The organism is Mucilaginibacter sp. GW822-FHT03E02 (assembly GCF_058801545.1).
The window spans coordinates 4700536-4720091 of record NZ_JBXANJ010000001.1; the positions used below are offsets into that span (position 1 = coordinate 4700536).

General features: G+C 43.6%; 22 protein-coding genes. 8 read left to right on the forward strand and 14 right to left on the reverse strand.

Annotated features, from left to right (window positions below):
• The first annotated feature begins 6 nt into the window (after nucleotides 1-6).
• From AC1RM2_RS19580 to AC1RM2_RS19595, 4 genes are all read left to right on the forward strand, one after another.
• Nucleotides 7-1494 carry an arabinan endo-1,5-alpha-L-arabinosidase gene (locus AC1RM2_RS19580; protein ID WP_492986846.1) on the forward strand — a complete coding sequence of 496 codons (1488 nt, stop codon included), beginning with the start codon at nucleotides 7-9 and terminating at the stop codon, nucleotides 1492-1494.
• Between the two features lie 282 nt (nucleotides 1495-1776).
• Nucleotides 1777-3750 carry an alpha-L-arabinofuranosidase family protein gene (locus tag AC1RM2_RS19585; protein ID WP_492986847.1) on the forward strand — a complete coding sequence of 658 codons (1974 nt, stop codon included), beginning with the start codon at nucleotides 1777-1779 and terminating at the stop codon, nucleotides 3748-3750.
• Between the two features lie 277 nt (nucleotides 3751-4027).
• Nucleotides 4028-5035, forward strand: coding sequence for a family 43 glycosylhydrolase (locus AC1RM2_RS19590; protein WP_492986848.1), 1008 nt, complete (start codon nucleotides 4028-4030; stop codon nucleotides 5033-5035).
• 257 nt (nucleotides 5036-5292) lie between these two features.
• On the forward strand, nucleotides 5293-6276 hold the full coding sequence (locus AC1RM2_RS19595; protein ID WP_492986849.1) for a glycoside hydrolase family 43 protein: 984 nt from the start codon (nucleotides 5293-5295) through the stop codon (nucleotides 6274-6276).
• 7 nt (nucleotides 6277-6283) lie between these two features.
• Here AC1RM2_RS19595 and AC1RM2_RS19600 read toward each other — a convergent pair whose 3' ends face one another.
• Nucleotides 6284-6472, reverse strand: a complete 189-nt coding sequence (locus AC1RM2_RS19600; protein WP_492988261.1) for a type II toxin-antitoxin system YafQ family toxin — start codon at nucleotides 6470-6472, stop codon at nucleotides 6284-6286.
• A gap of 102 nt (nucleotides 6473-6574) precedes the next feature.
• On the reverse strand, nucleotides 6575-6772 hold the full coding sequence (locus AC1RM2_RS19605; protein WP_492986850.1) for a hypothetical protein: 198 nt from the start codon (nucleotides 6770-6772) through the stop codon (nucleotides 6575-6577).
• Nucleotides 6773-6958: 186 nt separating this feature from the next.
• Here AC1RM2_RS19605 and AC1RM2_RS19610 point away from each other — a divergent pair, with 186 nt between their 5' ends.
• Complete coding sequence (locus AC1RM2_RS19610; RefSeq protein WP_492986851.1) at nucleotides 6959-7123, forward strand: hypothetical protein; 165 nt, start codon at nucleotides 6959-6961, stop codon at nucleotides 7121-7123.
• Between the two features lie 60 nt (nucleotides 7124-7183).
• Here the strand turns inward: AC1RM2_RS19610 and AC1RM2_RS19615 are convergent, their stop codons facing one another.
• The 3 genes from AC1RM2_RS19615 to AC1RM2_RS19625 all read right to left on the reverse strand — a co-directional run bounded on the left by AC1RM2_RS19615 (nucleotide 7184) and on the right by AC1RM2_RS19625 (nucleotide 9413).
• Entirely contained in the window at nucleotides 7184-7582 is a 399-nt protein-coding gene (locus AC1RM2_RS19615; RefSeq protein WP_492986852.1) for a hypothetical protein, read from the reverse strand.
• Nucleotides 7583-7945: 363 nt separating this feature from the next.
• The gene (locus AC1RM2_RS19620; protein ID WP_492986853.1) at nucleotides 7946-8755 is read right to left on the reverse strand and encodes a lysophospholipid acyltransferase family protein; all 810 of its coding nucleotides are present in this window, start codon (nucleotides 8753-8755) and stop codon (nucleotides 7946-7948) included.
• Nucleotides 8756-8894: 139 nt separating this feature from the next.
• Nucleotides 8895-9413, reverse strand: a complete 519-nt coding sequence (locus AC1RM2_RS19625; RefSeq protein WP_492986854.1) for an RNA polymerase sigma-70 factor — start codon at nucleotides 9411-9413, stop codon at nucleotides 8895-8897.
• A gap of 295 nt (nucleotides 9414-9708) precedes the next feature.
• Here AC1RM2_RS19625 and AC1RM2_RS19630 point away from each other — a divergent pair, with 295 nt between their 5' ends.
• Nucleotides 9709-9963, forward strand: coding sequence for a hypothetical protein (locus tag AC1RM2_RS19630; RefSeq protein WP_492986855.1), 255 nt, complete (start codon nucleotides 9709-9711; stop codon nucleotides 9961-9963).
• Nucleotides 9964-10032: 69 nt separating this feature from the next.
• On the opposite strand, the gene AC1RM2_RS19635 is transcribed toward AC1RM2_RS19630, so the two are convergent.
• Genes AC1RM2_RS19635 through AC1RM2_RS19665 form a run of 7 tightly spaced genes read right to left on the reverse strand, consistent with a single transcriptional unit; the run spans nucleotide 10033 to nucleotide 17592 of the window.
• Entirely contained in the window at nucleotides 10033-10248 is a 216-nt protein-coding gene (locus AC1RM2_RS19635; RefSeq protein ID WP_492986856.1) for a hypothetical protein, read from the reverse strand.
• Between the two features lie 21 nt (nucleotides 10249-10269).
• Entirely contained in the window at nucleotides 10270-13902 is a 3633-nt protein-coding gene (locus tag AC1RM2_RS19640; protein WP_492986857.1) for an ABC transporter permease/M1 family aminopeptidase, read from the reverse strand.
• Between the two features lie 21 nt (nucleotides 13903-13923).
• A complete protein-coding gene (locus AC1RM2_RS19645) occupies nucleotides 13924-14811 on the reverse strand; it encodes an ABC transporter ATP-binding protein (RefSeq protein WP_492986858.1) in 888 nt (295 codons plus the stop codon).
• 6 nt (nucleotides 14812-14817) lie between these two features.
• Nucleotides 14818-15570, reverse strand: a complete 753-nt coding sequence (locus tag AC1RM2_RS19650) for a head GIN domain-containing protein (protein WP_492986859.1) — start codon at nucleotides 15568-15570, stop codon at nucleotides 14818-14820.
• The gene (locus AC1RM2_RS19655) at nucleotides 15567-15959 is read right to left on the reverse strand and encodes a GntR family transcriptional regulator (protein ID WP_492986860.1); all 393 of its coding nucleotides are present in this window, start codon (nucleotides 15957-15959) and stop codon (nucleotides 15567-15569) included. The genes AC1RM2_RS19650 and AC1RM2_RS19655 overlap by 4 nt, the downstream gene beginning before the upstream one ends.
• A gap of 6 nt (nucleotides 15960-15965) precedes the next feature.
• Nucleotides 15966-16754 (reverse strand): hypothetical protein, encoded by a 789-nt coding sequence (locus AC1RM2_RS19660; RefSeq protein ID WP_492986861.1) that lies wholly within the window; start codon nucleotides 16752-16754, stop codon nucleotides 15966-15968.
• Entirely contained in the window at nucleotides 16738-17592 is an 855-nt protein-coding gene (locus AC1RM2_RS19665) for an ABC transporter ATP-binding protein (protein WP_492986862.1), read from the reverse strand. Before AC1RM2_RS19665 ends, AC1RM2_RS19660 begins: the two co-directional genes overlap by 17 nt.
• Before the next feature lie 177 nt (nucleotides 17593-17769).
• Here AC1RM2_RS19665 and AC1RM2_RS19670 point away from each other — a divergent pair, with 177 nt between their 5' ends.
• The gene (locus AC1RM2_RS19670) at nucleotides 17770-17892 is read left to right on the forward strand and encodes a hypothetical protein (protein ID WP_492986863.1); all 123 of its coding nucleotides are present in this window, start codon (nucleotides 17770-17772) and stop codon (nucleotides 17890-17892) included.
• Between the two features lie 128 nt (nucleotides 17893-18020).
• Nucleotides 18021-18176 carry a hypothetical protein gene (locus tag AC1RM2_RS19675; RefSeq protein ID WP_492986864.1) on the forward strand — a complete coding sequence of 52 codons (156 nt, stop codon included), beginning with the start codon at nucleotides 18021-18023 and terminating at the stop codon, nucleotides 18174-18176.
• A gap of 4 nt (nucleotides 18177-18180) precedes the next feature.
• Here AC1RM2_RS19675 and AC1RM2_RS19680 read toward each other — a convergent pair whose 3' ends face one another.
• Nucleotides 18181-19083 carry a metallophosphoesterase family protein gene (locus AC1RM2_RS19680; protein WP_492986865.1) on the reverse strand — a complete coding sequence of 301 codons (903 nt, stop codon included), beginning with the start codon at nucleotides 19081-19083 and terminating at the stop codon, nucleotides 18181-18183.
• A 122-nt stretch (nucleotides 19084-19205) separates the two neighbouring features.
• On the reverse strand, nucleotides 19206-19382 hold the full coding sequence (locus AC1RM2_RS19685; RefSeq protein ID WP_492986866.1) for a hypothetical protein: 177 nt from the start codon (nucleotides 19380-19382) through the stop codon (nucleotides 19206-19208).
• Nucleotides 19383-19556: the final 174 nt, after the last annotated feature.

Here is a 19556-nt window from a genome sequence, read left to right on the forward strand (position 1 = left end):
AATAGCATGATGAAGAAAGCAAAATACCTATTGGCGATAACAGGGCTGGCAACAGTAATGATATCTTGCTCAAAAAAGGACACGCCTACGCCAACCAAAACGGATACAACTACAACACCGGCAACGCCGGTTGCCTTTGATATCAATTCCATAACGGATACTTATGCCGATATCTCGGCTTTTACTTATTACCCAAAATGGACGGTATACAATGTACATGATCCATCCATCAAAAAATTTGGGGATTACTATTATTGCTACAGTACCGATGTTGGTTTTGGGATAGATGTCCGTTCGGGCCTGCAAATCCGCCGGTCGAAAGATCTGGTGCAGTGGGAATATGTGGGTTGGGTATTTTCATCTTTACCTGCGCAGGGTTCGGCATACATTACCGGTAAAGGCGGCACCCCGTTCAACTCGTTGTGGGCACCTTATGTAATGAAGGTAGGATCTGAGTATCGCCTGTATTATTCCCTCTCATCGGCAGTAGCGCGGTTAAGTGTTATCGGTATGGCAACCGCCACATCGCCCGAGGGGCCATGGACCGAGAAGGGGGTAGTGGTAACATCGGCCAATGATGCATCCATTCAAACCAACGCTATCGATCCAACGGTGGTAACCACAACCGCAGGCGAGCAGTATATGTATTACGGTTCAGCATGGGATGGTATCTATATTTTAAAGCTGGATGGTTCAACCGGCCTTGCGGCATCACCCGGCGATAAAGGCAAACGGATTGCCAACCGCGGTTTTACGGGGGGCAAATACAATGGCAACATTGAAGGTGCCGAGGTGATTTACAACCCCGATCTGAAAAAATATTTCCTGTTTATCAGCTACGATTGGCTGCAAACCAAATACAATGTTCGGGTAGGCAGAGGCGATAGCCCAACCGGTCCGTTTTATGATTATAACGGGCAGGATATTAATACCAATGTTGATCATGGGCCGATGATTTTAGCACCATACCAGTTTAATGGCCATGGCGGCTGGCAGGGAACCGGGCATTGCGCGGTATTTGATGATGGCAGCGGGCAATATTTTATGGCGCACCAGGGTAGGCCAGGCGTTAACTCCTATTTCATGGACCTCCATGTTCGCAAAATATCATGGACTCCTGATGGCTGGCCGGTGGTATCGCCGGAGCGTTATGCCAATGTTGCCCAAACAGCTATCGCTACTGCGTATGTTGTTGGTACCTACGAGAAGATAACTTTAGGTTACCATATTGTACCTGGCTACGGAACCGAGCAAACCAATCCCGATTTCCAGGTAGCTACTACCTTTAAACTGGATGCCGCCGGTACCATAGATGGCAACGCTACCGATACCTGGACATATGCATCGCCGTACATCACCCTAAAATATGCCGCCGGCGCCACCTACAAATTAAAAGTTGAACGCGAACGCGACTGGGAAAACAAAGTATCCTCAACCTTGATATTTACCGGGCTCGATAATACTGGTACAGCTGTTTGGGGGAAGAAGAAATAAACAGTAACAAGTTGTAGGATATAGTCATTCTCGCTTGTCCAATTTTCCTGTCATCCTGAGGTACGAAGGATCTATCAGCCGTGCATAACCGATAGAAAAGTTCACGAATAGATCCTTCGTGCCTCAGGATGACAGTCTTTTATTTTTGAATGTCATTTCCTCCGTCAGAATCCGTGGATTTTAAAACTCGAAATGACATTTTTTTATTTTTTAAATAATGATTGTGAAAATTACACTTATTAATAATTTTTTGTAGTTTTAGCGTACCAATACAAACCAACAATGATCAGGAAAGCTTTTTTTACTATTTGCAGCGCTGGTATGCTTTTATCGGCACAGGCGCAAACGCCCCGGGTTTATACCATACAGGCCGATAAAATTAAAACACCCATACAAAAAACCATGTACGGTATCTTTTTTGAGGATATTAACCAGGGCGCCGACGGCGGTGTTTATGCCGAATTAATAAAGAACCGTTCGTTTGAGTTTAACATGCCGATGATGGCCTGGGACGATCATAAAAAAGACGGCGGCAACGGCCGGATAGAAGTAATTAACCGCGCGACAGAAAGGCCGGAAAACCCGCACTTTATAAAAGCTTATGTAACATCAGAAACCGGGTCATTCGGTTTGGAAAATGAAGGCTTCCGTGGCGGAACCGGCATTAAGGAGGGCGAAACATACAGCTTTTCGGTAATGGCAAAGCAAAACGGCGACAGTAATGTAAAACTGAATATAGAACTGCATGGCGATAATGATGCCATTATAGGCAAAGCCGATTTGAGTGCACCCGATAAGGAGTGGAACCGTTACAGCGTAAAATTTACCGCATCGGCCACAGCTAAAAAAGCAAAGGTTTATGTTTGGCTGACAGGCAAAGGCGTTATCGACCTGGATATGATCTCGCTGTTTCCTGAAAATACCTGGAAAAACAGGCCCGGAGGCTTACGCGCCGATTTGGTACAAAAACTGGCCGATATTAAACCTGGATTCCTGCGCTTCCCCGGTGGATGTATTGTAGAAGGCCGCGAGCTGAATACCCGCTATCAATGGAAAAAAAGTATTGGCGATATTGATAAACGTACCAACATTATTAACCGCTGGAACACCGAATTTGCACATCGCCCGGCACCGGATTATTACCAAACATTTGGCCTTGGCTTCATGGAGTATTTCATGACGGCCGAAGATATTGGCGCATCGCCGCTGCCAATATTGAATTGTGGTATGGCCTGCGAGTTTAACACTTCCGAAATGGTTCCTTTGGATCAGCTTGATCCTTATTTGCAGGATGCACTTGATCTTATTGAGTTTGCCAATGGCGATGTAAATACCAAATGGGGCAAACTGCGTACTGATCTTGGTCACCCCGCCCCCTTTAACCTGAAACTGATTGGTGTGGGCAATGAGCAGTGGGGGCCACAGTACATTGACAGGTGGAAAATATTTACCAAAGCCATCAAAGAGAAATATCCAGATGTAAAAATCGTATCGGCCTTAGGTCCGTTCCCTAAAGGGCCGGAGTTTGATTTGTTGAACACAACCTTCCGCAGCCTGGGTGCCGATATTTTGGACGAGCATTATTACGCATCGCCAAAATGGTTTAGGGACAATGCCCGCCGTTATGATAATTACGACCGCAAAGGGCCAAAAATATTTGCCGGTGAATATGCCGCGCAGAGCGTACAAACCGGTAGCCCCCTAAACAAAAATACATGGGAATGCGCCCTTGCCGAAGCCGCCTTTATGACCGGCCTTGAGCGTAATGCCGATGTTGTTAGCATGGCATCATACGCGCCACTTTTTGCTCATGTAGACGGCTGGCAATGGACCCCCGATTTGATCTGGTTTGATAACCTGAAAAGCTACGGTACGCCAAACTACTATGTACAGCAGTTATTTTCGCTTAACAAAGGTACCGATGTAGTACCCCTGATGCTGGGCAATGAATCGGTTGCCGGGCAGGATGGCTGTTATGCAACCGCCAGTTTGGATAAAAACACCAATGAGCTGATCATCAAATTTGTGAACACTGCCGCCACTGCCCAAAACGTGAGCTTTAAAATAAACGGCGGAAACTACCAGAAAAAAGCTACCGTGATAACGCTGCACAGCGAAAAAGGCAGCGACGAAAACTCGTTGGATAACCCAACAGCGATAAGCCCGGTACAAAGCACCATGGCGGTAAGCGGTAAATCGGTAAATGTTAACGTGGAGCCTAATACGTTCAAGATAATCAGGTTGAAGAATAAGTAGATACTAGCAATGATGATTATGTCATTGCAGGTATCCTTCTGGTAAAACCTGAAAAAAATTTTTATGACGTGCAACGGACATCGTTAAACGAGTGTTCTAAACTCCCGTCATTGCGAGGTACGAAGCAATCCCGAACTATGTGGGACTTAGCATGTTGGGGATTGCTTCGTGCCTCGCAATGACGGATATTCGATATTGATAATCAATAACTTACAAACACGTCATTATAGGCTACCTCGCAATGACGGGGAATAAAACGCCGGTCAACCAAGTGATTTTGAAAAAACTAACCATAGCCATCCTTTTGATAGCCTCCTGCATCGTCACTCATGCGCAGGAGTTAAAAACCGATATCTCGGTGCATGATCCGGTGATCATGAAGCAGGGTAGCGTGTATTATATTTTTTGCACCGGCATGGGTATATCCATGTGGTCGTCGGCAGATAAGATACATTGGAAGCGCGAACAGCCTGTTTTTGCCAATGCGCCACAATGGGCGGTTGATGCTATCCCTGGCTTTAAGGGGCATATCTGGGCACCGGATATCTCGTATTATAACGGCCTTTACTACCTGTTTTATTCGGTATCGGCATTTGGCAAAAATACCTCGGCTATCGGCGTGGCTACCAATACCACTTTACGTCCTAATGATCCGGCTTATAAATGGGTTGATCATGGTAAAGTGATCCAATCTGTGCCCGGTAAAACCAATTGGAATGCTATCGACCCCAATTTAATTACGGATAAAGATGGCACGCCATATCTGGTATTCGGTTCGTTTTGGGATGGATTGAAATTGGTTAAGCTTAATAACGACAGGTTAAGCGTTGCCGAAAATATAGATAATATCCCAACCATTGCAACGCGAAAAAAAGCGGTTAGCGAAAGCCTGCCGGCTGTGGATGGTAACCCGGTTGATGCCGGTGGTAATGCCATTGAAGGCCCGTTTATTTACAGGCACGATAAATACTTTTACCTTTTTGCATCGATAGACTACTGCTGCAAAGGACCTAAGAGCACTTATAAAATGATCATTGGCCGCTCAAAAATGTTAAAAGGGCCTTACCTTGATAAAGCCGGCCTGGCCATGAACAAAGGCGGCGGCAGTATTTTATTAGAAGGTGACGATCATTGGTATGGCGTAGGGCACAATGGCGTTGCCCGCTTTGACGGCGATGATTACATCATTTATCATGGTTACGACGCGGCAGACAGGGGCATATCCAAACTGCAATTAAAAAAATTGAACTGGGTTGATGGATGGCCGGTAATAGTGGAACGGTGAGAAAACGCTAAATAAAAGTCGCGCCATTGCGGGTATCCACCAGATAAAACCTGAAAAAAATCGTTATGACGCGCCACGTATATAGTTAAACGAATGTTCTAAACTACCGTCATTGCGAGGTACGAAGATAACCGACCGTAGGGAGCTCATTAATACCTGTAAAAATCAAAACACAGCATTAATAATCCCGAACTATGTGGGACTTAGCATATCGGGGATTGCTTCGTGCCTCGCAATGACGGTTCATGTAATACATTATGAAAACATCAAAATACCTGCTTGCATTATCATTAACACTGTGCTGCCTCGCTTCGGCACAAGCGCAAACTGTGAAATCGGATTCTGTTATCCATACCGATGGCAACCCAATCATCCGTCACGAATTTACTGCAGATCCGGCTGCGATGGTATATAAAGGCAAAGTATACCTGTATACCGGCCATGACGAAGCGCCAACCAACCACAACGGTTACGTAATGCATAATTGGACATGCTTCTCGTCGTCGGATATGGTCACCTGGACAGAACATCCTTCGCCAATGAATGTAAAAGATTTTACCTGGGCACGGGATGATGCCTGGGCATCGCAGGTAATTGAGCGCAATGGCAAGTTTTACTGGTATGTAGCGGTTGAGCATGCCACTATACACGGCAAAGCAATTGGCGTAGGTGTAAGCGACAGCCCAACCGGCCCCTTCAAGGACGCCCGCGGAACGGCCCTGGTTACCAACGACATGACCAAAGCAGTTAAACACTCCTGGGACGACATCGACCCATCGGTTATTATTGATAAAGACGGGCAGGCTTACCTGTTTTGGGGCAACGGCATTTGCTACTACGCCAAGCTAAAACCCAACATGATCGAACTTGACGGAGAAATTAAAACCATTACCCTGCCACATTACACGGAAGCGCCATGGCTACATGAACGTAATGGCTGGTATTATCTTTCATATGCCTATGAGTTCCCAGAGAAAATAGCCTACGCCATGAGCCGCAATATTAATGGCCCCTGGGTTTATAAAGGCATCATCAACGAAATTGCCGGTAATTCCAACACCAATCACCAGGCTATCATTAACTTTAAAGGCAAAAATTATTTTATATACCATAACGGCGCCCTGGTGCCCGATGCCGGCAGCTTCCATCGCTCGGTATGTATCGATTATTTGTACTACAATAAAGATGGTACAATAAAAAGGGTGGTGATGACAAGTGAAGGGGTGAGTAAGGTTAAATAGGATTTGATTAAAAAAGATCGGAATGTGTGCCTGTGCGTACCAACTCAAGAAGCATTATTTGTTCATTTTCATCCCAAATAAGTAGCAGATCTGGTTTTACGTGGCATTCCCAATAACCTTTATAGTCGCCACTGAGTTTATGGGCATTGTGTTTTTTTGATAGTCCGCTGTGCCCTTTTTCAGCAAGCGTAGTAATAACCTATTGCAATAACTGTAAATCTTTAACAGATCGTTTTTTAAGCAGTTTCAGATCTTTTAAGAATTTTGTGGAAGTAACTATTTCAAACATCTTCCTTAATCAGATACTGTCGAACAGTTCATTAACGCTATTGAATTTTTTTCCTTTGCCAGCTTTAAGTTCCGCCATAGCAGCAATAGTATCCGCATTTGGAGTGCCGGATTGTTTTTTTACTTTAACAGTCACTCCAAGTTCCTTTAAAAATTGCTTAACAAGGCGGGTTTTATTATCTGGTACATTTATTTCAAGTATTTGCATAATAGTACTTTTGCATTTAAAACAAATTTACTTAATTGTAATCAGCTTGAATAAAAACATGTCATATTTTTATAAGCCGGATCAGGTTTGCAATTACTTTAGCTTTAGTCGTTATGCTTAAATACCTGTGTTAATTATTTTCACCTGTATTTTCCTTAAATTTGATAATATTTAATGGCTTAAGTGATGGAAAAGGCGAAGCAATCATTTGATCAGGCCGAATTAGACCTTTTAAAAGAAGGTTTAAAGCGAAGCTATAAAGAGCGTTTTGAAATGGCTACCCGTTTATATAAAATACAGCAAGCTACCAGCAAAGCTTCAATAACTCATAAACCATTTATCAATAAATAATTAAAATTAAGGGATGTTATCTAAATTTGTTTAATCCCGACCATCTAATTACTGTATCATTCATAGCCCTTTAAACATGCCATCTATTTGTTGTTTGGTTATATAGTCGAGATTATATAATTCAAATTTTGTAGTTGCCGAAGTGAGGATCAGGCCACCCCGTATTTTCTCAATATTATAGGTTCCGGTATAAATTTTTATCGGCTCGAGTAACGAATCGATATTTTTCTTTTTTAAAATAGAATCGCGTTTGAAAGCATATGTTTTTATTAAGACAGGATCGTGTTTTAGCAAAGACTCTTGTTTGAGACTATCAATCGGGAACAAGGCATCGTTGTTAAATGTTACGGCATCAAAGTTAATCGTTAGTTTATTATCATCAATCACCCATTTGCAGGGAATATCCTTGGTAAGTATCCCGGGGAAACTAACAGTAGAATCTTTGACGTTAAAATTCAAACTATAATTGGCTTCGTATCCAACAGGAACGAAAGCCACCCGAAAGCTTTTGCTGTTTATTTTAATGGGGGCACCCTTAAAAAATGATTTATTAATAAGCCACTGACCCGATAAATCCTTTTGATCTATTTGATTACAGGCACAGCAGATAACTGAAATAAATAAAAAAAGCACAGTTCTTGCCCGCATACTTAGTGTGTAAGATTTTGGTGAAACAGCTAAAGATAATAATTAAAAAAAACTGTTTAATCCAGAAATACACCATAGGTTGCTTATTCTATCGGTATTATCATAAACAAGCCCTATTGATGAATTAAAGTGATAGCCGCGAAGGGGCGAGATTGGTTATTTGAAAAGATGACATTAAGCCGCCTCCTCTTTTAACCCATATGTTTTAGCCCTAAGTATAGCCAATAGCTCGTCGTTTTTTTGCTGGGTCTGAAAGTCTTGGGGTGATATGGGTTTACCTATGCGTACCCGAAGCACCATTCCTTTTTTATTAAAAAGTTCGGCGGGTAACATGGCGGTTTGGAGTGAGGGATGGATGTAGCGCAGCAGACTGAACCCTAAACCATTATCACCATGAAAATAGATGGGCAACACGGGTGCGCCGGCTTTGGCAATCAGCTTTCCAACAACTGGGTGCCATTCCCTATCGGTAACACGCTGCGTTTTAAAATCAAATGCAGAGACCTCGCCCGCCGGGAAAATGGCAACGGGAGTGCCACTACGTAATTGGCCCAATGTATTTTTTAGTCCGCTGATGCTGGAGCTGTCTTTGATTTTTTCGAACGGATTAACCGCGATGATGTAATCGGCCAGGTTGGGCACGCGTTTAAGCAGAAAGTTGCCCATAAACAAAGTATCGGGCCTGCGCGATACCAATAAATTAAGCAGCGCCAGTGATTCAACAGCACCATAAGGGTGATTGGCCACCGCGATGAATGCACCCGATGCCGGGATGTTAGCCAGGTCTTCTTCATCAACCCGGATGGTGATGCCTAAAAACTGAAGCGCAAAACTGGTGAATTCAACGCCTGTTAAAATACCTGCCTGTTGCATCATGTTGTTAAATGCATCTATTTTCATCAGCCTCATCAAAAGCGTAGCCAGGGCAGGAAGCCTGGCGGTACCGGTTGCTTTTATCACATCGTTTTTGCTGATCAAACTCATTTGGTAAATATATGCCGGCAATGTAAAGGAATACCCCGGTTATTGTTATGCTTTCTGCGTGTGAATTGGCTAAGGGTTTTGGGAGAGCACAGTTGCTTTTGAGGCATTACCCGGAATCGCCCCAAAAACCAATGATGGATTACAGCAAAACGCTTTCGAGTTTTTTGAGAGCGATGGCCAGTTGTGCAAACACCGTTTTATCGGATAGGTTGAGGATGGAGGCCACTTCTTTACAAGATAAGCCATCCTGCTTAACCATTTTAAAAATAAGCTTACAGCGCGGTGGCAAGCTATCAACAGCGGTTAAAAGGAAAGCCTGCAACTCTTTACTGATAAGCAACTGCGCCGGATCAACCGAAAGGTGAAAATAATAGGCTTCGGCTATGTTTAACTCTTTGAGTTGTTTGGTGGTGGTTCCTCTTAAATAATTTAAACAGGCGTTTTTTACGATAACGAACAAGTATACCTGGATATTGAGCACCTTGTCCATATCTTTACGGTTTAACCAAACTTTAAGAAATACGTCGTTAATAATTTCTTCGGCCGCTTCCTTATCTCCTAAAAACGAATAGGCAAACTGAAATAACCTGCCAAACTGCTGTCTGTAAAGCTCGTTAAATGCAGATTCATCTTGATTAAGATGGATACGTCTGATCAAATCCTGTATACTCAAACCGGTTAATTTTCTCAGTGTGCGAAGTTATGAAATAGCCTGTTTAGCAGTATAAAAGTAAGGTTTTCACAACTGCAATTTTAACAATTTAAGCCGGATACGGAAAAATCGTTTTCAGTAATTTTTGCCCGCGTAAAAAATTATAGCCGTACAGCGATAATTATTACACCCACCAGGTACAATTGCGCTTATCAGTAAATACACAGTTTGCAGAAAAGTAAATCAAAAATCGTGACACTAAATAAAGCATCTGCCACTTAATAATCACGACATTTATCGTATGGAATCAAAAATATTCTCCTACAAGGCAGACAGCATTGTGCTGGAGCCGGTAACCGATCAACTGAAGCTGAGCCCGGTGTTTGACCGTAAAGAACTGGTTGAAAAGATAAAAGATGTTTTAAAAGCAGATGGTTTTAAGGTTGATGAACGCAGCCTTCAGTTTAAAATTGAGGATGGGCAGCTTTTTATACAGGGCCTTGCAGTTAAGGAGCAGGAAGCGAGGTCCATTGGGTTTATGAGTGGTAAGGTTTAAAACCGGGAATGGCAATTTGGTTATCCCTACAAAATCAGGTGCTTGCAATTTTCTATAAGTTTAGCTGTGCTATGGTTTTATTTTAGCCTTAATGCGGTTAAACAGCCGCTCACTTTGCCCTTCCTCAATTTCGGTTTCGGTAGTGAAAAAGGCGGTCATGGTATTTATAAAAAAAGCATAGTCGGGATGGGCTTTTACCAGGCTTTCAAGTGCTAAAAGCTCATCGGCAGTTGTCTCGCCGATGAGCTTTTTTATAGTAAGGTTTAAGAGCTGTTTTTGGTGCACTGGGTAAATCGCGGCAGGTTATTAAAAATCTTTTGAATTATCGCCCATTAAACGGTCTATCAGTTTGTTGTATGGGTCGATGCCTGCGTTTACGGGTTTGCCTTTTACAATCATCGTTATGGTGTGCTTGCCGGCGGTAAGCTTGTGCCGTTTAAGGTAAAGCGGGTTGGTTACCAACCTGCCTTCCTTATTGGTAGTATTGGCCCCAAACACGCCGATATCTATATAATCGTTCATGTTTTTGGCCTCGATATCATTGCCTTTGCTATCAATCCAAACTTTACCTACGTTTACGGTAAGGGTAACCTTATATTCGTTTTTGTTACTGGTTGGCGCCGATTTTAAATCGATCAGTTTATTATCGTAAAGCGTAATTTTTTGCCAGGTATCAGTTAAATAATATTGTAACGAATCGGGTACGTGCTTTTGCAGGTAGCGGTACAAATCATTGCTGCCGGCATAAGGTGGTTTACTTTTAAAAGCATAGGCATTTTTAAATTCGCGCAACGCGCTGTTCAGGCTGTCTTCGCCCATCAAATCTTTTAGGGTGTATAATACCAGTCCGGCTTTGCCGCCCCATAAAAACCACTTGTCGGCCTTTATCAGGGGATGTTCTTTTTCTTCCAGCCGGTGCCTGATAAAGGTGTAAAAGTTCACCTGGTTGTACAATATCCATTTCATATTGTCTTTGCCATACTTTTGCTCGGCCAAAAGCAAGGCACTATAACTGGCAAGGCCTTCGGGTATTACCAATGATCCTACGGTTGCGTTTGGCGCAACCTGGTAGCGCCACCATTGCTGTGCCAGCTGGCGGCTGGTGTTAAAATATACAAAGTCAAATTGGTTGGGGTTTTCAAAATTGGCGTTCCAGGCATATCGCTCGGCATAAGTATCGAGCGTGCTTAACGAAGCATCATGCGGGCCAAAGTCACTGGTTTCGGCCAGGCGGATATCATTGAACGGGTAGGGGCCAAATGCCTTTGAAAAATAATGCAGCCCATCTTTATAAGCCGCCATTATACGGTTGATGTTGGTATTATGCGCCGGGTGGTAATAAACATCAACATTAACCTTATGGTCAAGCTGTACGCTATCATGCCGGTTTTCATACCTTGCCGATAGGATGGCCAGCGGGGCATAAAAATTATTACAGGTGTAGTGGTAATAGTTGCGGCCATTTTGCTGCCAGTGTCTTTGCAAGTAGCCGGGGGCTATGGCAGTTTGATTGGCCGATGTACTTACCGTAATATCAAGATTTACCAAGCCGGAAGCTTTGCCCGATTTGAGGGTACTGATGCCTATCGGGTCGTTTTGCGCTATTTCTTCCTCTTGCTTCTCGGGCAACCCGTTTTTTTTACGGACGTAGTTGCTGTTTTCCTCGTCGTCATCATCATATCCCATGCCGGGCAGGCCGCCGTTAAAAAATGTGCCATTATGCAGCAGGTTTTTGGCATACAAACCATTTTCGAAGCCTTTATGTGCTATATATGAATTAACCTCGAACACGGCCGAATCGCCGGGCGCCAAGGGTTTTTCAAACTGGTATAACCTGAATTCGGCCGTATCCTGTTTGGGCCTGAACCAATTGAACATACCCCGTTTGTATAGCAGCGGATAGGTAAAGGGCACCGGCTTGCCGCCAATTTTTATACTATAACCGGTAACGTCATCGCCATCTAACAATAGCTTTTCAATTGGTTTATCGGTAGGGTTAAAAACGGTTACAAAGGCCTTTACAATTTCCTGCTGCTTATCAGGATAAATATCTGCAAATAGCTTTATCCCGGTAACCTTTGGTAGTGGTAGGTCGGCGTATTTTTTTAAAGATTTTTCGTAAATAATAGCCCTGTCTTCGTTTTCGCCCTGGGTTAAAAAGTTGTTCAGGTAGCTAATGTTGTAGTAATTGTAAGCGCCTACAGCCAAAAAAGCTATGCCAACAACCACGGTAAAAAGTTTTGTTTTGGTATCAAACCGTTGGCCCACCAGTTGCAGCCGCTCTTTAAATGAGCTGGTAACGCCACGATAATAAAACAAAGCGGCTATAATAATAAGCAGCCCGCCACATAACAGCCAGTACAGGTTAAACCAATACACAGGTGCCTGCATGTGACCTATGCCATCCATATCTGATATGCCGTACCATGGGGTATAGGAGTAAATGAGCAGGTTGTAATTGAATATCCCGGTAGTATTTAAAAAGAAAACCAGCACCCAAATAGCTACCCCAACACCATGCGCCACAAACTTATTATTGATAACAACGTGTACCACATAAGCAAAAATCACCATCTCCAGGAAACGCGGCATAATTACCGTAAACACATACATTAAAAAGAACGACAGGTTATATTGATGGAAGCCTTTTATGGTTTGTACAACTAAACCCGTTACCAGCGGTACCAACGATAAGCCGAAACCAAGTACCAGCAAAGCCAGGAGTTTTGAACCATTAAGCACCCAGTTTGGCGGCGGTAAGGAATCGTTAATGAATGCATAACGCGTAATTTTGTCGCGGTGCAGGGTTTCGCCGGTGTAAAATATGATGATGAAGAAGATGAAGAAGGGGAAGACATCGTTAAATATGGCCATTAAAATTACGGTGCGCGGGAAATAGGCAACCCCACTCTCATTCATCCCCAACCAGAATACAAAACCCAGGAAGCCCATTCCGGCAAGCAAAATTATCCAGAAATAATTATCGCGGATGATATTGGTGAGTTCTACCCGTGCAAGGCTAAACAAGGTTTTACGGTTGTAGGAACCTGTAAAACTAACGTTGGCCTTTAATACCAATGCCCGCTTTGTTTTTGAAACCACATCATCAATGGCCGCTTTATCGCGCTTGCCGCTAAAAAACCTTTCGAAGCTGAACCGCATGTAGGTAAATACCAAAATTACCAGGCCAACGCCTGTCCATATCAACCGGTTGGCCAAAAAAGCGCCGGTAACCGGGAACAGCATCGTGTTTTTTTCAGCCGATGTGGTAATGTCCGACATAAAGCGCACGGCGCTAATACCAAAGGGGTCGGCATTGATAATAACTGTGGCATTGTTGGTATGTTGCAGAAAAAAAACGGAAATAAAATACCCTAAAAACAGCAGGATGCCACCGGTGTAAATCACCTTTACATTCCGCGTAAGCGCCACCAGGCCAAAAAATAACGAGGAGGTGAAAAACAGGTTAGGCAGGGCCATCACCAAAAAAGGGTGCAGGTAATAAATGAGTTTATTGGGGCCGTATTCTTTAGGGTCTTTCCAGCCCATGGCCGGGCCAAGCTTTGTGCCCAGGTAAGCCCCGATAATAATGGCGCTGGCTATAAAAAGCATAAACACAAAGCTGCCCAAATACCTGCCCCAAAAATAGCCCGCCTTGGTAATGGGGTAGGTGAGGTAATAATCTTTAGTGTTGTTTTCAATATCCCGGTAAAGCGGTTCACCCATGATTGATGAGCTTACCAGCATCATAAACATGGTAATACCCGCGCACCATAATGCCAAAACAAAGGGCGCGTTGATGTGCTCCTTATCGCCCATGGGCAACGATCCGGTAGCAAATGTCGTGATGGTAAATACAAGAATGGCGGCAAAATAAAGATAAACCGCGGGCCTTCTGAGGCGGTTTTGCACCTCGAAAATGAATATTTTCCGAAACATAATATTTTGTTTTTAAGCGGGTTAAATGGTATTTACATCTACGCGGGTGGCAATATTGCTAAAGTACACATCCTCCAGATTTGGGGTTGCGGCGATAAAGCCGTTGCCCGGTTCGGTATCCTGTATAATGCGGATGTGCAGCTGCCCGGTTTTTAACTGGGTAGAGATAACCGAAAAATCATCTTTGTAAAAATTAAGATCGGCCTTGTTGATGGCTTTGCTGTAAATTTTGCCTTCCAGCTCGTTTACGGCAGCATCGGGCTGGCCGGCGTATAATACTTCGCCCTGGCAAATAATGGCAAAATTGGCGCAAAGGGTGCTCACGTCCTCTACAATATGGGTAGATAGTATTACAATAGTATTCTCGCCCAGTTGGCTCAGCAGGTTATAAAAACGGTTACGCTCGGCAGGGTCAAGGCCGGCGGTAGGTTCATCAACAATAATGAGCTTGGGGTTGCCTATCAGTGCCTGGGCAATACCAAAACGCTGTTTCATCCCGCCCGAGAAGGTGCCCAGGTGTTTTTTGCGGTCTTTAGATAGGTTCACATTTTCGAGCAGGCTGCCTACCAGTTCTTTACGCTCGGCGGCATTGCCTATGCCTTTAAGCTGAGCAATGTGGTCAAGCATGCGCTCGGCCGATATTTTGGGGTATACCCCAAACTCCTGCGGCAGGTAGCCAAGCAGCTGCCTTACCTGGGTTTTGTTTTTAAGCACATCCAGGTCATCTAAAAAAATGCTGCCTTTATCAGCTTCCTGCAAGGTAGCAATGGTGCGCATCAGCGATGATTTGCCGGCCCCGTTTGGGCCTAATAAACCAAACATACCGTTATTTAAAGTGAGGGATACATCTTTTAATGCATGTACCCCGTTGGCGTAAGTTTTTGAAAGGGAATTGATTTGTAATTTCATAAGTTACTATTGTTTAAGGTGGATATAGGGTAGCAGGCTGTTTTTGGCAGCCCCGTTTATAATGAGCCGGGTGCTATCGCCGGGGCGATAATCCAGCTGGTTTATTTTAGCTTCGTTAAGGTTTAGGGTGCTTTTGTTGAGTACCTGTAGTTTTGCTACATTAAAATGGTTGTTTTTTAAAATGGTAATGTGCGAACCGCTGAAAGGGCTTAGCCCAATGGTGGCGTTTAACAAGCCTATGTTATTATTGGCCAATACAACCTGGCTGCCATAATCCTGGCTTATGATTAAACTATCCTGTTTAAAGCCATTAATCATTAGTTTGCCATAATTCCAGTTGTCGTTTGTTGTAGTATCAATAACGCGTTGCTTATTGATAAGCATGAAGGCATTGGCGGTTACACTTGTAAGGCTGGGACACGATATGATGATGCGGTAATTTTCATCATTGTAAAACCGGTTGGTGTTGTATTGGATGTTCATTTGCAGCAGCCTGCCCTTTTGGGTAAACTGTACGTAATCAAGTATGTTGGGATCGGCTTTTACACCAAATGGCCCCTGTACCACCTCAACACTGGCTTTATGCGCGGCATTTATTTCCAGTGCATCAAAATCTTTGTATGGTAGCTGGGTAAAGTGCGAATAAAAGTTTTTGTACCGGCCGGTTAAAAATTCTTTTTTCAGCAGCAGGTCGTATCCACCGATGCATAGCACCAGGAACACTAAAGCGGCTATAAATACTTTTGTACTCGTTTTCATTTGTTTTCATCTGCTTTAGGCTGGGTTAAGCCGGCCGTGTATTCCTTGTACATATTCTCCAGGTCTTTGATATCGATATCCAGCAGGTATATATTCCTGAAAAAATCCGGCAGCTGCTGCTGAATAAAACGTTGCTTGCGATAGGCCTTCACTTTTTGCGGCCCATCCGGCGCCACAAACAAGCCAAGCCCACGTTTATTGACCACCACCTCCTGCGATTGCAAAAACTCGTACGACCGGATAACCGTGTTGGGGTTTACCTCCAGTTCAACGGCCAGATCGCGCGTGGAGGGGATCTTTTCTTCGGGCAGCCATTTGCCTAATAATATATTTTCGCTCACATAAGCTGCTATCTGCAGGTATATGGCATCCTTATCTTTAAATTCCATAATGCATTACACCTGTTTTTCCTTGAGGCGAAAGTAAGCAGCCGTCCATAAAATAAATGCCATAATGATATATACCAACTGGCCTGTCCATACAAAGGCCTCGGCATTTACGCCAAAGTATTTCCCATTCTCCATAAAGCCTACCGAGGTAAAAGGGACCACCTGGATAATATCCCTGTGTATCATATGCGCCATAGCTATATTGTTAAAGATGATGAGTATAGCTATCACGATAAAAAACAGCAGCGCAGTTTTTACAAAATGAAGTTTTTTGAAGTAGATAGCTCCCAAAAAGGCGATAGAATGAAACAGTGAGTACAAAATAAGGATGATGAATACCACATCGCCACCAAAGCCCAGCACGCGGTAAAAAAGGCTGAATATTTCAAGCGGCGGGCCTGGAAAATGTTTAGCATGTAATAAAAACAACATTACCAGGTAAAAGCAGCCTATTGATACCACCAAAAATACCACGAACGAGTATAACCAGGCTACCAGGTATTTTTCAAAATGGGTACTTGGCAAGGTTAATGCACCAAGCGCTTTTTTGTCGTCGCCCAGATCGGCAAATATGGTGCTGGTAAATATGGTGCCGGTGAACAGTATAACCCAGGCCAATAGTAAAAGCTGCAGCGGCAACTCCATACGCACATCCATCAAAAACACCAGGAAGCTACCCCCCAATAACAATACACAGGTAAGTACTGTTATTGACATCAGATAGCTTTTATAATGCTCAGTTGTATGTTTGTAAAACAGCCGGCCAAAACGTTTCAGGTTAAATATCTCGTTCATTTGCTGTTGCTTTTAGGGTTTGTAAAACAAGATGGTTACCGGTTGTAATGGCGTTAAACAGCAGCTCAAGATCAACTTTACTATACTCGCCGGTGTTGTTTTGCATAATAACGTTTTTGCCGCGCTGGCCTTTTTCTTCGTATAGTATAGGCAAGCCTTCGGTATCGGCATAGCTGCCAAAGGTTATTTTTTCGGCCACTTCATCCATCGATTGGTTAACCACTATATCGCCTTGATGTAAAATGAGCAGGGTATCAATCAGGCTGTCAAGGTCGCGTACCTGGTGGGTAGATATTACAATGCACCTGTCTTCGGTTAATACCGACGCTATCAGCTTGCGGAACTGCACTTTGGACGGAATATCTAATCCGTTGGTAGGCTCATCCATGATCATCAAACCTGTATTGGTGGCAAGCCCGAAAGCGATCATGGCCTTTTTTTGCTGGCCGTAGCTTTGCTTATCCATCACGGCATCCATATCAACATCCAAAGCGGCCAGGTACCGGTAAAAATCGGCTTTGCTGAATTTGGGATAAAACACGGCGGTGCTTTTAACATACTGGGCGGGTGTAATATCGGGCACAAAAAGTTCTTCGGCCAAAAAGTATACATCTTCCAAAACAGAAACCGGCCTGCCGAAAACATTTTTGTTATTATAATAACAGGCGCCCTTTGCCGGGTAAGTAAGGCCTACCATGTTTTTGAGCAGGGTTGATTTGCCAGCCCCGTTTTTACCAAGCAGGCCGTAAATATGGCCTTTGCTCAAGGAAAGGTTTAGCCCGCTAAAAAGCAGCTTGTTTTTTTGGTACCCGAAATGCAGTTCTTTAATCTCTATCATAATAAGTGCTATAGTTAGATAGTGCACTACAAATGTATGCAATTGCATTTGAGAAATACAAGAGGTACAAAAAATAATTTTTAATAATATTTGCGGCGGTATATTCAAAAAATATAGCAGGAAATCAGTGCTATAAGTTAACGAGAGGCCGTTTAATAAGAGAGGGAGAAAACAATAATGAATATTAAAAAAGCCAGGTTCCTTGCGGGCGTTGTTGCCAGAGGTGTCTGGGATGGATTAAAAGAAGCCAGGGAATGGGGTAATTCTTTTCCTGAAGAATGGGCAATGTCATTAGGTTAGGAGGCTTTTCGCGCAAAGACGCAGAGGCGCAAAGTGATTTGCTTATTTTTTCTTAGCGTCCTGGCGCCTTTGCGCGAAATTAAAATTTTAATATTTCCCTTAACTTAATAGCATTGAAAGGCAGATGAATGGATTTTAGTACTACTGTTGCGGTTTTGTTGCGATTTTATTTTATGACAATTCTTAAAGTGTTGTTTATTAGCGGAATAGAAAATGTGGCTGTTTCACCTGTTGCGCAACACAACAGCAATATTATGGCGGGCGGACCGGCAGTTCAATCTTAATTTATTACCCCAGGTAATTCACATATTGCTCCTCAAAGGTACCATCGGCATATAGGTCAATCAAGCCGTAGCCAGGGGCGGTTTGGCGCAGGTTACCTTCCCACCAGGCACCGCTTACCGCGCCGTTGCAAATGTAGGTAACGTTATTGTATACCACCTTGTCGCGCAGGTGGATGTGGCCGGCCAGGCATAGCTTTACGTTGGGGTATTGGGCAAACAGGTTAATGATGCGGGTGCTATCGGTATGCATGTCGCCGCCCAGTATTTCCCATTTGTTAATAATATTATCGGCTATAAGTACAGTAGCGCTCAGGATAGGTATGTGCGACATGATGAGTACCGGCATTGCCGCATCTGTAGTTTTTAGTTGGTTTTCAAGCCAGGCAAACTGCTCGTCGCCCAGTTTGCCAATGTACCAGGTACCATCAACATCAAGGTGAACGCTATCAAGCAAAATAAATTTCCAGCCGCCCTGTATAAAGCTGTTATAAGGTTTGGCTAACTGCAGCTGGTCCATGCTGTATTGCTTGCCGTAAACGGCCTCGCTTTTATTGTTTTCGTTCCACCAAATATCATGGTTGCCCAGGCAAAAATGAGTGGGTATGCTGGTTTCAGCTTTTAGGATGCCCTTCATCAGCTGCCATTGGGTGTTAATGGTACCCAGGTTTTCCTTGTTCATGTCAAAAACAATATCGCCGCCGTTCAGTACAAGGTCGGGCTTTTGTTGCTGTACATGGTGCAGGCATTTTACAAATTTAGCAGGGGCACCAAACTTATCTTTCAGGTGAATATCGGTAACATGGGCTACCCTTAACGCTCGCCTTTTAGGGTCGATACCTTGGCTCAATCCAATTGACGGTACCAGCAACAGGCCGCCAATGTTTTTTAATGCTGCTCTTCTTTGCATGCCTAAACGTAAAATTTTATCTGATGCTACTGTTAGTCTTTAGTCGAAAGTCTTAAGTTCTAAGTCAAAAAGCAAATTCGACTTAGAACTTAAGACTTAGTACTTTCAACTTAATATTAATATTAAACCAACGGATCGCCCCGCTCATCCTGCTCCTCACTGTCGGGCTTCATTTCCGATTGGATCGTGTCCTTTTCAAACTTCTTTTCGTCTTTGATGTTGCGGCGCACCAGCCAAACCACCAACGCTGCTGCTGCAAGCACGGCTAAACTTACTTCAAGATAATTTATATTGTTCATAAATAAGGTTTTACAAGCGCATGTAGCCAGCGGGCAGGTCTTAATTTCATCAATCTTTGCTGCAAACAGCGTAAACACCTGCTCCCCAAAAAGTAACTCTTAATTTCGGGCACTTAATTCTTAAACGAGATGTAGGGAAAGGGCTCGAACCTTTCATATGCCGCCGTCCGGCGC

Coding starts and splice junctions, on each gene's coding strand:
- AC1RM2_RS19595 (WP_492986849.1), top strand. CDS start 5,293: ATGAAAACATCAAAATACCTGCTTGCATTATCATTAACACTGTGCTGC.
- AC1RM2_RS19665 (WP_492986862.1), bottom strand. CDS start 17,592: ATGATAGAGATTAAAGAACTGCATTTCGGGTACCAAAAAAACAAGCTG.
- AC1RM2_RS19585 (WP_492986847.1), top strand. CDS start 1,777: ATGATCAGGAAAGCTTTTTTTACTATTTGCAGCGCTGGTATGCTTTTA.
- AC1RM2_RS19685 (WP_492986866.1), bottom strand. CDS start 19,382: ATGAACAATATAAATTATCTTGAAGTAAGTTTAGCCGTGCTTGCAGCA.
- AC1RM2_RS19645 (WP_492986858.1), bottom strand. CDS start 14,811: ATGAAATTACAAATCAATTCCCTTTCAAAAACTTACGCCAACGGGGTA.
- AC1RM2_RS19580 (WP_492986846.1), top strand. CDS start 7: ATGATGAAGAAAGCAAAATACCTATTGGCGATAACAGGGCTGGCAACA.
- AC1RM2_RS19650 (WP_492986859.1), bottom strand. CDS start 15,570: ATGAAAACGAGTACAAAAGTATTTATAGCCGCTTTAGTGTTCCTGGTG.
- AC1RM2_RS19610 (WP_492986851.1), top strand. CDS start 6,959: ATGGAAAAGGCGAAGCAATCATTTGATCAGGCCGAATTAGACCTTTTA.
- AC1RM2_RS19660 (WP_492986861.1), bottom strand. CDS start 16,754: ATGAACGAGATATTTAACCTGAAACGTTTTGGCCGGCTGTTTTACAAA.
- AC1RM2_RS19605 (WP_492986850.1), bottom strand. CDS start 6,772: ATGCAAATACTTGAAATAAATGTACCAGATAATAAAACCCGCCTTGTT.
- AC1RM2_RS19640 (WP_492986857.1), bottom strand. CDS start 13,902: ATGTTTCGGAAAATATTCATTTTCGAGGTGCAAAACCGCCTCAGAAGG.
- AC1RM2_RS19620 (WP_492986853.1), bottom strand. CDS start 8,755: ATGAGTTTGATCAGCAAAAACGATGTGATAAAAGCAACCGGTACCGCC.
- AC1RM2_RS19670 (WP_492986863.1), top strand. CDS start 17,770: ATGAATATTAAAAAAGCCAGGTTCCTTGCGGGCGTTGTTGCCAGAGGT.
- AC1RM2_RS19655 (WP_492986860.1), bottom strand. CDS start 15,959: ATGGAATTTAAAGATAAGGATGCCATATACCTGCAGATAGCAGCTTAT.
- AC1RM2_RS19630 (WP_492986855.1), top strand. CDS start 9,709: ATGGAATCAAAAATATTCTCCTACAAGGCAGACAGCATTGTGCTGGAG.
- AC1RM2_RS19675 (WP_492986864.1), top strand. CDS start 18,021: ATGGATTTTAGTACTACTGTTGCGGTTTTGTTGCGATTTTATTTTATG.
- AC1RM2_RS19680 (WP_492986865.1), bottom strand. CDS start 19,083: ATGCAAAGAAGAGCAGCATTAAAAAACATTGGCGGCCTGTTGCTGGTA.